This window comes from Microbacterium paraoxydans (assembly GCF_900105335.1).
Classification (GTDB): Bacteria; Actinomycetota; Actinomycetes; order Actinomycetales; family Microbacteriaceae; genus Microbacterium; species Microbacterium paraoxydans.
The window spans coordinates 169,731-183,971 of record NZ_LT629770.1 but is presented as its reverse complement, the minus strand read 5'-3'; the positions used below and the strand labels follow the sequence as shown (position 1 = coordinate 183,971).

At 70.8% G+C, this 14,241-nt stretch carries 19 protein-coding genes; 3 read left to right on the top strand and 16 right to left on the bottom strand.

Annotated features, from left to right (window positions below):
- Positions 1-124: 124 nt before the first annotated feature.
- Positions 125-670 carry a M23 family metallopeptidase gene (locus BLU02_RS01095; RefSeq protein WP_231919613.1) on the top strand — a complete coding sequence of 182 codons (546 nt, stop codon included), beginning with the start codon at positions 125-127 and terminating at the stop codon, positions 668-670.
- A 21-nt stretch (positions 671-691) separates the two neighbouring features.
- Here the strand turns inward: BLU02_RS01095 and BLU02_RS01090 are convergent, their stop codons facing one another.
- The 9 genes from BLU02_RS01090 to BLU02_RS01050 form a co-directional block, all read right to left on the bottom strand.
- Positions 692-1,594, bottom strand: a complete 903-nt coding sequence (locus BLU02_RS01090) for a tyrosine-type recombinase/integrase (RefSeq protein ID WP_060923624.1) — start codon at positions 1,592-1,594, stop codon at positions 692-694.
- A 56-nt stretch (positions 1,595-1,650) separates the two neighbouring features.
- On the bottom strand, positions 1,651-2,841 hold the full coding sequence (dprA, locus tag BLU02_RS01085; protein ID WP_060923625.1) for a DNA-processing protein DprA: 1,191 nt from the start codon (positions 2,839-2,841) through the stop codon (positions 1,651-1,653).
- Positions 2,838-4,367, bottom strand: a complete 1,530-nt coding sequence (locus tag BLU02_RS01080) for a YifB family Mg chelatase-like AAA ATPase (protein WP_083370851.1) — start codon at positions 4,365-4,367, stop codon at positions 2,838-2,840. The genes dprA and BLU02_RS01080 overlap by 4 nt, the downstream gene beginning before the upstream one ends.
- Positions 4,364-4,726: a YraN family protein gene (locus BLU02_RS01075; RefSeq protein WP_060922195.1), complete on the bottom strand. Its 363-nt coding sequence runs from the start codon at positions 4,724-4,726 to the stop codon at positions 4,364-4,366. The genes BLU02_RS01080 and BLU02_RS01075 overlap by 4 nt, the downstream gene beginning before the upstream one ends.
- Positions 4,727-4,837: 111 nt before the next feature.
- Complete coding sequence (locus BLU02_RS01070) at positions 4,838-5,164, bottom strand: DUF2469 family protein (protein WP_017204525.1); 327 nt, start codon at positions 5,162-5,164, stop codon at positions 4,838-4,840.
- Positions 5,165-5,220: 56 nt separating this feature from the next.
- Positions 5,221-5,880 carry a ribonuclease HII gene (locus tag BLU02_RS01065; RefSeq protein ID WP_060922196.1) on the bottom strand — a complete coding sequence of 220 codons (660 nt, stop codon included), beginning with the start codon at positions 5,878-5,880 and terminating at the stop codon, positions 5,221-5,223.
- Complete coding sequence (lepB, locus tag BLU02_RS01060; RefSeq protein WP_060922197.1) at positions 5,877-6,602, bottom strand: signal peptidase I; 726 nt, start codon at positions 6,600-6,602, stop codon at positions 5,877-5,879. The genes BLU02_RS01065 and lepB overlap by 4 nt, the downstream gene beginning before the upstream one ends.
- A gap of 119 nt (positions 6,603-6,721) precedes the next feature.
- A complete protein-coding gene (gene rplS / locus BLU02_RS01055) occupies positions 6,722-7,072 on the bottom strand; it encodes a 50S ribosomal protein L19 (RefSeq protein WP_025103348.1) in 351 nt (116 codons plus the stop codon).
- 169 nt (positions 7,073-7,241) lie between these two features.
- Positions 7,242-7,730 carry a hypothetical protein gene (locus BLU02_RS01050; RefSeq protein ID WP_060922198.1) on the bottom strand — a complete coding sequence of 163 codons (489 nt, stop codon included), beginning with the start codon at positions 7,728-7,730 and terminating at the stop codon, positions 7,242-7,244.
- A gap of 108 nt (positions 7,731-7,838) precedes the next feature.
- Here BLU02_RS01050 and map point away from each other — a divergent pair, with 108 nt between their 5' ends.
- Complete coding sequence (gene map, locus BLU02_RS01045; RefSeq protein ID WP_060922199.1) at positions 7,839-8,621, top strand: type I methionyl aminopeptidase; 783 nt, start codon at positions 7,839-7,841, stop codon at positions 8,619-8,621.
- Here the strand turns inward: map and BLU02_RS01040 are convergent.
- Genes BLU02_RS01040 through rpsP form a run of 6 tightly spaced genes read right to left on the bottom strand, consistent with a single transcriptional unit; the run spans position 8,584 to position 11,843 of the window.
- Positions 8,584-9,066, bottom strand: a complete 483-nt coding sequence (locus BLU02_RS01040) for a pyrimidine dimer DNA glycosylase/endonuclease V (protein WP_060922200.1) — start codon at positions 9,064-9,066, stop codon at positions 8,584-8,586. The genes map and BLU02_RS01040 overlap by 38 nt on opposite strands.
- Complete coding sequence (locus BLU02_RS01035) at positions 9,063-9,797, bottom strand: class I SAM-dependent methyltransferase (RefSeq protein ID WP_060922201.1); 735 nt, start codon at positions 9,795-9,797, stop codon at positions 9,063-9,065. Before BLU02_RS01035 ends, BLU02_RS01040 begins: the two co-directional genes overlap by 4 nt.
- A gap of 46 nt (positions 9,798-9,843) precedes the next feature.
- On the bottom strand, positions 9,844-10,548 hold the full coding sequence (trmD, locus tag BLU02_RS01030; protein WP_060922202.1) for a tRNA (guanosine(37)-N1)-methyltransferase TrmD: 705 nt from the start codon (positions 10,546-10,548) through the stop codon (positions 9,844-9,846).
- A gap of 19 nt (positions 10,549-10,567) precedes the next feature.
- Entirely contained in the window at positions 10,568-11,167 is a 600-nt protein-coding gene (gene rimM / locus BLU02_RS01025) for a ribosome maturation factor RimM (protein ID WP_060922203.1), read from the bottom strand.
- 1 nt (position 11,168) lies between these two features.
- Positions 11,169-11,399: an RNA-binding protein gene (locus tag BLU02_RS01020; RefSeq protein ID WP_025103341.1), complete on the bottom strand. Its 231-nt coding sequence runs from the start codon at positions 11,397-11,399 to the stop codon at positions 11,169-11,171.
- 6 nt (positions 11,400-11,405) lie between these two features.
- On the bottom strand, positions 11,406-11,843 hold the full coding sequence (gene rpsP, locus BLU02_RS01015; protein ID WP_060922204.1) for a 30S ribosomal protein S16: 438 nt from the start codon (positions 11,841-11,843) through the stop codon (positions 11,406-11,408).
- Positions 11,844-12,051: 208 nt separating this feature from the next.
- On the opposite strand from rpsP, the gene BLU02_RS01010 reads away from it, so the two are divergent.
- The gene (locus BLU02_RS01010; protein WP_060922205.1) at positions 12,052-13,203 is read left to right on the top strand and encodes a glutamate--cysteine ligase; all 1,152 of its coding nucleotides are present in this window, start codon (positions 12,052-12,054) and stop codon (positions 13,201-13,203) included.
- Between the two features lie 12 nt (positions 13,204-13,215).
- Here BLU02_RS01010 and BLU02_RS01005 read toward each other — a convergent pair whose 3' ends face one another.
- On the bottom strand, positions 13,216-14,187 hold the full coding sequence (locus BLU02_RS01005) for a sugar-binding transcriptional regulator (protein WP_060922206.1): 972 nt from the start codon (positions 14,185-14,187) through the stop codon (positions 13,216-13,218).
- Between the last annotated feature and the right edge of the window lie 54 nt (positions 14,188-14,241).

The following is a 14,241-nucleotide window of genomic DNA, read 5'->3' as shown; positions in this document are numbered from 1 at the left end:
CCCTGCCGCCGGCCCCGGCGGAGAGCGGCCGCTCCGCCGGCCCGCACCGGTCACGCACACTCGCGTGATGACTCCTCCGTCCCCTCCTCGCCCTCGCTCTCGCCCGCACCCCTCTCTCCTCCGGGTGCTGATCGCCACAGTCCTCGCCGCTGTCGCACTCCTGTGTGGCGGTGCTCCGTTCCCGTCTCCGCCCGCCGCCCGAGCCACGTCGGCGGCACACGGCCTCGCGCCCGTGCCCGACGAGTTCGTCTCCGACATCCCCTGGCAGTGGCCCGTCGACGGGACGCGCCGCGTGAGCGTCGCCTACCGCGCGCCAGCGCACGCCTACGGCCCCGGACACCGCGGCGTGGACGTCGCTGCGGCTGCGGGCGGCACCGTCGTCGCCCCGGCGGAGGGGATCGTCGCGTTCCAGGGCGTCGTCGTCGATCGTCCGCTGCTCACGATCCGACACGCGGATGGCCTCGTGAGCACGTTCGAGCCCGTGGAGTCGCCCCTGCGCGCGGGAGACCCGGTCCGCCGAGGCCAGGACATCGGCCGTGTCGCCACGGGTGGTCACACTCCACCCGACTCACTGCACGTCGGCGTGCGACGCGACGGCGAGTACATCAACCCGATGCTCCTGTTCGGCGGCCTCCTGCGGGCGCGGCTCCTGCCCTGCTGCGACGGATGATCCGACGGGCGGGCTCCGCGCTCAGGCCCGCGGGTGCGCGAGGCGATACGTCGCCGTCAGCCGCTCCGCCGACACGTGCGTGTAGATCTGCGTGGTCCCCAGGCTCGCGTGCCCGAGGATCTCCTGCACGGCACGGAGATCCGCACCACCGTCCAGCAGATGGGTCGCCGCCGTGTGACGGAGGGCGTGCGGCCCGACGGTCTCCGCGCCGACGACGGGTGCGAGCGCACGGGCGACGACCTCGTAGACCGTCCGCGGACCGACGCGCCCACCGCGACTGCCGAGGAAGACGGCGGGCGAGGCGGCCCCGGCCCGTGCGAGGAGAGCTGGTCGAGCGCGACGCAGGTAGGCGGTGAGCGCATCCCGCGCCGGAGCGCCGAACGGGACGACGCGCTCTTTGTCGCCCTTGCCCCGCACGCGGGCCGTCCCCCGATCGAGATCCAGGTCGTCGATGTCGAGGCCGCAGAGTTCGGAGACGCGGACCGCCGCACCGTAGAGGAATTCCAGCACCGCGTGGTCGCGGAGGGCCGCGGGATCGCCCGAGGCCGCCGCCTGCCGATGTCGCTCCAACAGCTCCGACATCGCGTCCTTCGATGCCACCGTCGGCAGCGTCTTCGCGCGCTTCGGTGCCACGAGCCGCAGGCTGGGGTCGACAGGGACGAAGTCCTGCTCGCGCGCCCACCCGAAGAACGCTCGCGCCGTGGCCGCGCGTCGGGCCAGCGTCGCACGGGCGTCGCCCCGCTGGGTCGCCTGCCACAGCCATTCGCGCAGCATCTCCAGGTCGATACGGCCCACCGGGCCACCCCCCACGCTCGTCCCGAGGTCCCGCAGATCGGAACGGTACGCCTTCACGGTCGCCGGAGAGAGCCGACGCACCTTCTCGAGGTGGTCGGCGAACGCCTCGACAGCGACCGCGAAGTCCATATCCCCAGCCTGCCGCTCCCCCGCCTTCAGAGCGACGCGCCCCGCCGGGACCCTGCCTACGATGTGCGTGCCGCGCCCACGCCACGCCAGCCGTCGCCGTCGCGTCGCGCGAGCCCGTCGAGATCGAGCAGGCCGAGCACGGCGCGAGTCCGGTCGACGGTGAGATCGGCGCGCTGGGCGAGCTCCGCCTCCGTGCGAGCGGCTCGGGTGCTGAGCGCACGGAGGAGCACGACCCGCGCGTCGTCCGTCGCATCGAGTCCCCGTTGCGACCGCGCGCCGGCCGGGAGCAGCTCGGCCACCTCCGCCGCGGAGGTGACGCACACCGCGTCGTATTCGCGCAGCAGCCGGTGACAGCCGGCCGACGAGGCGGACGTCACGGGACCGGGCACCGCGCCGAGCGGCCTACCCAGAGTTGCCGCATGCCCCGCCGTGTTGAGGGAGCCGCTGCGCCAGCCCGCCTCGACGACCACGGTGGCCTGCCCCAGCGCCGCGATCAGCCGGTTGCGCGCGAGGAAGCGCCACCGCGTCGGGGCCGTCCCGCATGGCACCTCGCTGACGACGGCTCCGTCGACCGCGATGCGGGTCAGAAGGTTCCGGTGACCGGCGGGGTACGGGCGGTCGACGCCCCCGGCGAGGACCGCGATCGTCCCCCCGCCGACGGTCAATGCGGCGCGGTGCGCTGCGCCGTCGATGCCGTACGCACCGCCGGACACGACCGCCGTCTCCCCGACAGCCAGGTCTCCGGCGATGTCGGCGGCGACACGCTCCCCGTAGGCGGTGGCCGCCCTGGCTCCCACGATCGCAACGCGCGCGGCGCTCGACAGGAGGTCGCTGCGCCCGCGCACCCACAGCACCATCGGCGCCTCCGCATCGAGATCGTCGACGGACAGCGGCCAGTCGGGGTCTCCGGGGAGCAGCAGCTTCGCACCCGCCTCCCGTGCGCCACGGATGGCGCCGATCACCGCCGCCGGATCCGCGCGCTGCCGCCACCGGGCGCGCGCGTCGTCGAGGGCCCGTCGTGCCCCCACGGCTCGGACCACCGGCCACGGCCGTCCCGCCCCGTCCAACGCGAAGCGCAGCCCGTCGGCCGGCCCGAACTCGCGCACGAGGGTCGCGGCGACGGCGTCCCCGGGGTCGGCGATGACGGACCACGCGACCCGCGCCAGCGCCTCCGTCACCTCGTCTGTTCCGCGCACGCCCCGCGCCGCGTCGAGAGCGTCCTGTTGAGAGAGGAGTCCGTCGATCATCGTGCCACCCCCGTCCGCAGGAGCAGCGCCCGCCCGACCTCGTCCGTGCCGGGGCGGTCGCGTCCGGCCAGATCGGCCATGGTCCACGCCACCCGGAGGACGCGGTCGTAACCGCGGAGCGTCAACGCCCCGCGTTCCAAGGCGCGATCGAGCCCCGCCCGCACGTCCGACGGGAGACGGTAGCCGCCATGCCGGAGCACAGTGCCAGGTATCTCCGCATTCCGACGCCACGGTGTGCCGCGCCAGCGCCGCTCGGCTCGTGCGCGGGCCGCGCCGACGCGATCCCGGGCCTCGGCGGTCGTCGCTCCGGAGCGCTCCCCCGCGATCGAACGGGAGGCTGCGACGCGCGTGACCGGCAGATCGATGTCGAGACGATCGCGCAACGGCCCGGAGAGCCGCGTGGCATAGCGTCGCAGCGCCTGAGGCGGGCAGATGCAGTCGCCATCACGGACGCCGCGGTTGCCGCAGGGACACGGATTCATCGCCAAGAGCAGCTGGAACCGCGCCGGGAATCGCACCACGAAGCCCGAGCGATGCACATCGACGAATCCCGTCTCGAGCGGCTGGCGGAGCGCGTCCAGGGCCACCCGCGGGAACTCCGCCGCCTCGTCCAGGAACAGGACGCCCCGATGCGCACGGGCGACCGCGCCGGGGCGCGCCGTCCGCGATCCGCCTCCCACCATCGCCGCCACCGAGGCGCTGTGGTGCGGAGCGACCAGCGGGGGCTGGTGGTCGAGTCCGGTCACGGCCTCACCGCAGAGGGAGCGGACCGAGGCCACCTCGATCGCCTCCTGCTCGGTCAGCGGCGGCATGATGCCGGGCAGGCGCCCTGCGAGCATGGTCTTCCCTGCTCCCGGTGGACCGCTCAGGAGCATGTTGTGGCCACCGGCGGCAGCGACGATGAGCGCCTCGACGGCTTCCTCCTGCCCGAGGACGTCGCTCAGGTCGCGCTCGTCCGCTTTCTCCTCCGGCGGCTGCGGCCCCGGAACCGGCTCGACATCGGGCACCTCGACGTCCGCGCCGTGCCAGGCGGCGACCTCCGCGAGTGAGGCGGCGGCACGCACCTCCACGCCGCCGACGAGAACCGCCTCAGCCGCATTGCCGTGCGGCACGATCACGCGGTCGAAGCCGGCACGAGCGGCGGCGAAGACGGCCGGCAGCACTCCCGGCACGGGACGCAGCCTCCCGTCCAGCCCGAGTTCTCCCAGATGCACGGTCTGCCGGACGGCGCGACGGGCGATCACGTCGCCCGCGGCGAGGCAGGCCACCGCGATCGCCAGGTCGAAGGCGGCCCCGTGCTTCGGCAGACTCGCGGGCGAGAGGTTGACGGTCAGCCGTCGCCGCGGCAGCGGGAGGCCGGAGTTCCCGCAGGCGTTGTGCACGCGCTGCACGGCCTCGCCCAGGGACTTGTCCGGGAGGCCGATGATGCGGAACTCCGGCGTCTGCGCTGAGAGGTCGGCCTCGACCTCGACGACATGCCCCTCGGCCCCGGTGAGCGCCACGGACCAGGTTCGCGCCGTGCTCATGCGATGTCCTCGAGGTGCTCGATCGAGGCCGTCGCCACGGACGCGCCGATGATGCCGACCGCTTCCACCCGGAGGGCCCGTCCGCGCGCCAGCTCGGGGTGTGCCGCACGCCAGGCGTAGGCGAGACGCCACAGCCGGCGCCGCTTGCGGTCATCGATCGCATCGAACGGGTGCCCGAACGCCGCTGACCGCCGTGTCTTGACCTCGACCACCGCGACATGGGGGCCGATGATCGCGACGATGTCCAGCTCCCCCTGAGGACACCGCCAGTTGCGGTCGACGATCCGATACCCGCGCTTCGTCAGATAGTCCGCTGCCTGCTGCTCCCCGGCTCGCCCGAGGTCGTCTTTCGCTGCCATCCCGACAGAATGGACGTCAGCACCCCGTCACCGCCGTGGTCCCGCGCGAACAGTCCAGAGGCTGTGGAAACGACGAAGAATGTCACCGCTGTGCAGAAACGGCGCGCCGCGTCACTCTCCGTCGAGGGAGAGCTCCTGCGGCAGTTCGAACTCGCGGCGCTGGAGCTCCTCGACGTTCACGTCCTTGAACGTGAGCACCCGGACGGCCTTCACGAAGCGGTCAGCCCGGTAGATGTCCCACACCCACACGTCGCTCATGGAGATCTCGAAGTAGAAGTCGTGCTCGGTGTCCCGCCGCACGACGTTGACCTCGTTGGCCAGGTAGAAGCGACGCTCGGTCTCCACGACGTACTGGAACTGAGAGACGACGTCGCGGTACTCGCGGAACAGCGCGAGCTCCAGCTCGCGGTCGTAGTCGTCGAAGGCTTCCTCATCCATGATGAGTCCATCCTATGGTCGTCCGGCGCCGGTCGCGGCATCCCGGGCGCGGCCGCTCAGAACAGCGTCGGCGCGTCGGCGATCGCCCACGAGGACCGGTGGAACGGGGAGAGCCCGAACGAGCGGATGGCCTCCCGGTGCTCCGGGCTCGCGTACCCCTTGTTGCGATCCCACTGGTAGTCGCGGTGACCCTCGTGCAGCTCCGCCATGTGACCGTCTCTCGCGACCTTCGCGATCACCGACGCCGCGGACACGGAGGCGCAGTCGCGATCCGCCTTGATGACGGGCTGCACCCGCAGGGGCACGGGATGCACTCGCGAGACGTAGTCGTGATTGCCGTCGAGCAGGACCAGGGCGTTCTCCACCGTCGCGCCCTGTGCGACCACCGCCTCCACGGCTCGCGAGGCGGCGAGCCCCAGGGCCCGCATGATCCCGACCTCGTCGACCTCCGCCGCGGTCGCCCAGCCGACGGCGGAGGCCTGCACCCAGGCGGCGGCGCGGGTGGCCACGTCCGGGCGCCGGCGCTCGGGCACCAGCTTCGAGTCGCGCAGGCCCTCCGGAACCCGACGGCGGGCGCCTTTGGCGTCCATCACGGCTGCTCCGACGGCCACAGGTCCCGCCAATGCGCCGCGACCGACCTCATCGAGGGCGATGATGAGGTCGCACTCCCCCAGGAGCTTCCGCTCCAGGGTCAGTCGAGGCGTGATGACGGTCATTCGGGATCCGGGACCCCGTTGAAGATCTCGTGATGGCCGTCGATCGGTCCGAATCGGTCGAGCGGCCACGTCGTCAGGAACGCCTTGCCCACGATGTTCGAGACGGGGACGAATCCGCCGCTGGGCAGCTCCTGGTGTGCGCGGGCGTCGCGGGAGCGGTCGCGGTTGTCGCCGAGGAGCCACACGGAGTCTTCCGGCACGACGACGTCGAACGGCTCGTTGGAAGCCGCGGTGTCCCCTTCGGGAAGGTTCAGGTAGCTCAGCTCGTCGATCGGGGCCCCATTGATGGTGATCTGCCCCAACGCGTTGCAGCACACCACGTGATCGCCTTCGACCCCGATCACCCGCTTGACGAGATGGTCCTGCGTGTCGGTGGCCGAGATGCCCACGAAAGTCAGCACCCAGTCGACGGCCTTGACCAGCGGCGGCTGTGCCGGGGTCTGCGGCATCGGGTCGAGCCAGCCCCCCGGGTCCTTGAAGACGACGATGTCGCCGCGCTCATAGCCGGTCCAGCGCGGCGTCAGCTCGTCGACGAGGATGCGGTCGTCGATCAGCAGCGTCCGCTCCATGGAGGCCGACGGGATGTAGAACGAGCGCACGACGAACGTCTTGATGACGAAGGACACCAGCGCGGCGATGACGACGATGACCAGCACGTCGCGGAGGAAGACCAGGAACCCGCGCCGCCGTCGTGTCGGGCGTGCGGACGGAGAGTCAGTCATCTGGTTCCTTCTCGAAGAGTGCACCGTGAGCGCACGGCAGTAACAAGGTTCGCACACCGGGGACAGAACGAAAGCACCCCGGGACATCGTGTCCCGGGGTGCTGTGAAGAAGCTTCGCGTCAGTTGTTGACGCGCTTCTCCTTGATCTTCGCCTTCTTGCCGCGAAGCTCGCGCAGGTAGTAGAGCTTGGCGCGACGCACGTCACCGCGGGTGACGACCTCGATGTGGTCGATCACCGGGGAGTGCACGGGGAAGGTACGCTCGACACCCACCTGGAAGCTGATCTTCCGGACGGTGAAGGTCTCGCGGACGCTGTCACCCTGGCGGCCGATGACGACGCCCTGGAAGACCTGGATACGGGAGCGGTTGCCCTCGGTGATGTTGACGTGCACCTTGACGGTGTCACCGGGGAAGAACTCGGGGATGTCGGAACGGAGCGAAGCCGCGTCGACGGCGTCGAGGATCTGCATGATCGTCTCTCTCTGCACTCGCCTCAGGTCGGATGCACGGATTAGGAAGGAACAAGAATGGGAGTGTGCCGAACGGCGCTGACGCGTCCGCGGGCTCCCCTGGGGCAGAGCCGGTCACGGCACAAACAACCATTCTGCCACGGATGACAGGCCCGACCAAAACGACAGGTCAGAGCCGGTCGTCGGTCTCCCGCACCACGATCACCTCGTGCACACTCGTCTGCGGGCTCTCGGTGCGCGGCGGCGTCATCGTCGACCAGGAGATGGTTTCGCGGATCCGCGTCCCGCTCCCCCGCGCCTCGTTCCAGAGCTGCCACAGCTGCAGCCACATCAGGGCGATGCCCACGACGATGGCGGCCGCGAGGAGCCAGCCGAAGGCCCCCTCGATGAAGAAGCCGACTGCGATCGTGAGCGCGTGCCAGAGACCGAACCCGGCGACGTCCCACCACGAGACGGCGCGCTCGGCGCGGACCGACGGGCGGGAGCGCGTCAGCAGCGTGAGCAGGAGCTGCCCCACGAACACCGAGGGCATCGCGATGAGCAGCACCCAGAGGATCGACCAGCCGCCCTGGAAGACGGCCCAGCCGATGAGAAGCCACAGCGGCAGGAGGAACGCCGACGGCAGCAGCCAGCGGAAGAAGGCCTGTCGGATCCACATGCTCCGATGCTACGGCGACCGCACCGGCGCGTCACGGGTGTTCGCTGAGAGCGGCAGGCGCCGGGCACCTGTGCGATCAGGGAGAATGGAGACGACGAGAGGACACTGATGATCGAACTGCGCACCCCTGCCGAGATCGATGAGATGCGCGCGGCAGGCCGGTTCGTCGCCGAGACGCTGGCGACCCTGCGCGACGAGACGAAGGTCGGCACCAACCTCCTGGCGATCGATCGCCGGGCCCATGACATGATCCGCAAGGCCGGCGCCGAGTCCTGCTACATCGACTACCACCCCTCCTTCGGGGCGAGCCCCTTCGGCAAGGTCATCTGCACCTCGGTGAACGACGCCGTGCTGCACGGCCTCCCGCACGACTACGCGCTCCGGGACGGCGACCTCGTCACCCTGGACTTCGCCGTCTCGGTCGATGGCTGGGTCGCCGACTCCGCGGTCTCCTTCGTCGTGGGTACACCGCGGGACGAGGACCTCCGTCTCATCGACACCACGGAGCGCGCGCTGGCGGCCGCGATCGAGACCTCGGTGGTCGGCAAGCGCATCGGCGACATCTCCGCCGCGATCGCCGACATCGCGCACGGCGAGGGCTACTCCATCAACACCGACTTCGGCGGTCACGGCGTGGGCCGCACGATGCACGGCGACCCTCATGTGGCGAACGACGGCCGCGCAGGACGCGGCTTCCCGCTCCGTGCCGGCCTCGTGCTCGCGCTGGAGCCCTGGTTCCTCGCGACGACGGACGAGCTGATCACCGACCCCGACGGGTGGACGCTGCGCAGCGCGGACGGCTCACGCGGCGCGCACTCCGAGCACACCATCGCCATCACCGAGGACGGTCCGATCATCCTGACGGATCGCTCGTTCCTCGGCGTCGACTGACTCCGGCCGCGGGGTCGGCGCGCTCCCAGGGCGCGATCGGCCCGGGAACGACGACGAACAGCGGGTGCGCCCTCGGGAGCTCCACAGCCCCGTGTCGGGTGAGCACCTCCGGACTGCGCTCGGCGAGCTTCGCCCGCAGATGCTCCCACTCCCGCGCGAGCTGACCCGTGGTGACCGGGATCGGCGGTATCGCCGACTCAATCCGCCGGATCCGCGTGCGGTCGAAACGATAGCCACGGGCGTCCGCCTCGTCGGCGACACCTGCCAGGTACGCGCCCACCGCGGCCACCGGATCGGCCACCGCTCGGAAGCGCTCGAGCTGCGGATGCCGCTGATACCCCTTCGTGGCGTCGGCGAGCACCGCCTGGGCGAGGAGCGTCTCCCGCCAGCAGGCGACGAGCCCCTGACGGTCGAGGTACTCGGGGTGCAGCGACCAGATCCTCATGCGCGGCGGTAACGGAACACGTCGGTGAGGTGCGGCAGCTCGAACTCCGCCTTCCCCCGCGTCTCGTCCGCACCGTCCAGCACTGCCTCCAGGGCCGCCACCATCGCCGCGCGCTCCGCATCGTCCGCCACGAGGAAGCTGCTCACCGTGCCCCACCGTCGGAGGTAGTCCTCGCGGGTGTTCCGCTCCGTCCAGCGCACCTCCTCGTGGACCTCCAGGACGAAGCCGGGGAGATCCGCGGCCGACGCGGAGGTGTCGTCGTCCGCGCCGACCGCGGGATGCGCCACCCGGTGGCACGCGAGGTCCCAGGGACAGGCGGGGTCGGCACGATTCCACAGCAGCCCGAGCGTGCCGTGAGGCACGAGCGCGCGAGCGATCTCGGCCGCCGCCGCGTCCCGATCGAACCAGTGGAACGCCTGCGCGACGCTGACGGCATCGATGGAGCCGTCCGGCACGGGGATGCTCTCCGCGGTCCCCGGCCGCGCGTCGACCGTCGGCAGCGTCCGCGCGAGCACGGCGAGCATCGGCGCAGACGGCTCGACCGCGATCACCCGCCTCGCCCGCGCGACGAGCAGCCCCGTGAACTTCCCGGTGCCGGCGCCGAGATCGAGCGCCGTGGCGACCCGGTCCGGAACGACGATGTCGGCCGCACGCTCCGGGAACCCCGGTCGGTAGCGGTCGTACTCCTCGCCGATGCTCTCGAACGATCGCGCGTGTGTCACATCCACCATGCCTCGACGCTAACAGCAGTCGTCCCGGCGGATGGCCGCGGCCGGGTCAGCCGTCGGTCGGCGCGTCCGGGAGCAGGTCAGGGCGCCGCAGGCGGGTGCGGAGGAGCTGCTGCTCGCGACGCCATGCCGCGATCGCCCCGTGGTTGCCGCTGAGGAGCACATCGGGGACCGCGCGCTCCCGCCACACCGACGGCTTGGTGTACGACGGGTACTCGAGGAGGCCGTCCTCGTGCGACTCCTCGACCAGGCTCTCCGGATTGCCGACGACGCCCGGGATCAGGCGGCCGATGGCCTCGATCATCGCCATCGTCGCCACCTCGCCGCCGTTGAGGACATAATCGCCGAGGCTCAGCAACCGCACCTCGCCCCGCTCGGCGGCGTACTCGAAGACGCGCTCGTCGATGCCCTCGTAGCGCCCACAGCCGAACACGAGGTGGTCGCGCCCCGCGAGTTCCCGCGCGGTCGCCTGGGTGAAGACCTCCCCCGCCGGCGACGGAAAGATGATGGTCGGCGCCGGGGCGGCGTCCGCCGTGAGCTCATCGAGAGCGAGGCCCCACGGCTCCGGCTTCATGACCATGCCGGCTCCCCCGCCGTAGGGGGTGTCGTCGACGGTGCGATGGCGGTCGTGCGTCCAGTCGCGGAGATCGTGCACCTGGAGGTCGAGCAGACCCGAGCCTCGCGCCTTGCCGAGCAGGGAGAGCGTCAGTCCGTCGAAGTACGAGGGGAAGATGGAGACGACGTCGATGCGCACGGGGGAACCGTATCAGCGGTCACTCGGCGGTGTCGGAGGGAGCGGTCTCGTCCTCCGACTCGGGAAGCTCCTCGAAGAGCCCGGCCGGCGGGGTGACGATGATGCGCCCGGCGGCGACCTCGACGGCGGGGACGATGGCCTCGACGAACGGGACCATCACCTCGTCCGTGCTGCCGGTCGCCGTGGGCTTGACGATCAGGAGGTCCTGCGCGGGCAGGTGCTCGACCCGGACCACGCGGCCGATGACCACCTCGTCGCGGACGACGTCCAGACCCACGAGCTGGTGGTCGAACCAGGCGTTGTCCTCGGTCTCGTCCTCGTCCTGGTCCATCCAGAGGATGGCGCGGACGAGGCTCTCGGCGGCGTTCCGGTCGTCCACGTCCTCGAAGAAGACGACGGGGTTCCCGTTCATCACGCGGTACTCGCGGACGACGATCTCCTTGCCGTGCCACGGAGATGCCTCGGGCACCTGCAACGTGAACGCGGCCCCGGGGACGAAGCGCCGCTCGGGGTTGTCGGTGTAGAGCTCGAGCTTCAGGGCGCCCTTGAGCCCGTGGGCCTTGACCAGGCGCCCGACGCGCAGCTGGTTACGGCCCTGGGTGCGGTCCTGCGACACCACGTCAGTCGTCCGCGACGTCGACGCGGACGCGGCGCCCGTCGGCGAGGGCGCTCACGAGAGTGCGCAGGGCCTTGGCCGTGCGGCCGCCGCGCCCGATCACGCGTCCACGGTCATCGGGGTGCACACGCACCTCGAGCAGGTCGCCGCGAGGCGACGAGGATTCGTGGATGCGCACATCTTCGGGGTGATCGACGATCCCCTTGACGATGTGTTCGAGCGCGGCGGCGAGCACGATGGATTACTCGGCGTCGGCGGCGGGAGCCTCAGCGGCCTCCGCGTCGGCGTCAGCGGCGGGGGCCTCCGCAGCGGGGGCCTCCTCCTTCTTCTCCGCCTTGGGCTTGATGACCGACTTCTTCGAGGCGTCGGCCTCGAACGCGGCCTTCTCGCCGGCGACCTTGAGGGTGGACTTCGCGTCCTTGTCGCCCTTGAAGATGCCCCAGTCGCCGGTGATCTTGAGGATGGCGGTGACCTGCTCGGTCGGCTGCGCGCCGACGGAGAGCCAGTACTGCGCACGCTCGGAGTCGACCTCGATGAACGAGGGCTCCTCGGTGGGGTGGTACTTGCCGATCTCCTCGATCACACGACCGTCGCGCTTGGTGCGCGAGTCGGCGACGACGATGCGGTAGTACGGCGCGCGGATCTTGCCCATGCGCTTGAGACGAATCTTGACAGCCACGATTCTCCTGAATGGTGTGGAAGGAAACGAACCGGTCGCCTGGAGCGTGGGGTGCACACCCGGCGGAAGCTCAAATGAGGAGGACGAGCGCTGGATAGAGGGTCGAGCACGTCGTCCGACCCTCTATTCTGCCAGATGCGTGCGCCGCGTGCGAAACCCGGCGACACGGCGTTGCGGAGCAGGCCCGGCCCCGTGTCAGACTGTCCCCGTGCAGCTCGACTTCGCCGCTTCGGCCCGCTCCACCGTCGGTCTCGAGTGGGAGATCATGCTCGCCGATCCAGAGACCGGTGATCTCGTCGGTCGCGCGCCGGAGCTCCTCGCCGCGCTGGAGGCGGAGAGCGAAGACGAACGCCACACCGTCACCGGCGAGCTCCTCACCAACACCATCGAGGTGACCAGCGGGATCGGCGACTCCGTGGCCCACGCCGTCGACGACATCGCGAACGCGATCGCGGCGGTGCGGTCGGCCACCGACCCGGCAGGGATCGAGCTGCTCTCCGCCGGAAGCCACCCGTTCGCCCAGTGGTACGACCAGTCGGTGACCGACAAGACCCGCTACCACAGCCTGATCGAGCGCACCCAGTGGTGGGGGCGCAACATGATGATCTGGGGCATCCACGTGCACGTGGGCGTCGACGAGCAGCGCAAGGTCTTCCCCATCATCAACGCGCTGTCGGCCTATCTCCCCCACCTGCAGGCGCTGTCGGCGTCCAGCCCGTTCTGGGCCGGGGAACGCACGGGGTACGCCTCCAATCGCGCTCTCGTCTTCCAGCAGCTGCCCACGGCGGGTCTGCCCTGGCCGCTGCGCGACTGGTCGGAGTTCGAGCGCTACCTGGACGACATGGTCCGCACCGGAGTCATGGCCGACGCCACGGAGGTGCGGTGGGATATCCGTCCCGCTCCGCGCTGGGGCACGATCGAGGTCCGGGCGTGCGACGGCCTGTCCACGCTCTCCGAGATGGCCGCCGTGGCCGCGCTCGTGCAGGTCCTCGTCGAGCACTTCTCCCGGCTCCTGGACGAAGGGGCCGCCCTGCCCGACCTCCCCGCGTGGTTCCACCGCGAGAACAAGTGGCGCGCGGCCCGATACGGCCTGGACGCCCGGGTCATCGTCGACACGATCGGCACGCAGCGGCCCGTGCGCGAGCACCTGACCGAGAAGATCGAGGAACTGACCCCGGTCGCCGTCGAGCTCGGGTGCGTGCGCGAGTTCGGCAGCATCGCGACGATCCTCGACGGCGGCGCGAGCTACGCCCGTCAGCTCGCGGTGGCGGACGCCACGGACGGCGACCTCCGGGCCGTGGTCCAGCATCTGATCCGCGAGTTCCGGACCGGACCGCAGTCCTCGATCGAAGGCGAGTGACGCAAACGCCGCTCAGTCCTCGACGAGCCGGCGCGCGAGCCCCTCGTCCAGGACCACGTCGGTGATGAGCTCCGCGGCGATAGCCGCGCGCAGGCTCGCGAGCTTGGGCACGCCGGAGACGACGCACACTCGTCGTGGCACGCGGCGCAGCCGGTCGAGTCCCGGGCCGGTCGCCCGCGCATTGAGACGGATGTCGCGCCAGGAGCCGTCGGCGCGGAAGAAGACCGTCGCCACGTCGCCGATCGCGTGGTCCTCCCGCAGACTGCGGTAGTCCTCCCGACCGAGGTAGCCGCCGACGTAGACCCGGCTGGGCACCTCCGCCGCCGGGGAGCCGAGACTGAACACGGCGATGTCCATCTTCGCCTGCAGGTCGAGGACACGCCGGGTGCTGCGCTCGCGCCACATCGCCTCGCGGGTGGCGGGGTCGTCGAAGAACGCGGGGACCGGGAACTGCTGCACCTGCGCCCCGAAGGCGCTGCCGAAGCGCTGCAGGATGTCACTGGAGTACTCCACACCGCTGGTCTGGGTGTTCCCGGCGCCGTTGAGCTGCACGAATGTCGTGTTGTGCGTCTCCTTCTGGGTGAGACCGCGGCTGACCGCACTGATCGTCGACCCCCATGCGACGCCGACGATCATGTTCGAGTCCACGAACTGGGACAGCAGCCGCCCGGCGGTCAGCGCCACCCGCTCCAGGCGCTCGACCTCGCTGACGATCTCGGCCATCGGAACCACGTGCGCAACGACGCGATGGCGATCCCTGATGCGCTGCTCGAGCATCCCGAGGCGTTCCAGAGGCGAGTTGATCCGGATGTCGACGAGGCCGCTCTCGCGCGCGAAGCTGAGCAGCCGTGACACGGACGATCGCGACGTTCCGAGCTCCTGCGCGATGACCTCCATGGTCTTGTCCTGCATGTAGTAGAGCTGGGCAGCCTTGAGCGCGGCGATCAGCTTCCCGTCGCGCGAAGGCGCTCCGGATTCCGCCATGATGACCTCCTCTCCCTCGATCCTTGCACATATGTGCAGCCAGCTTGCGCGCGG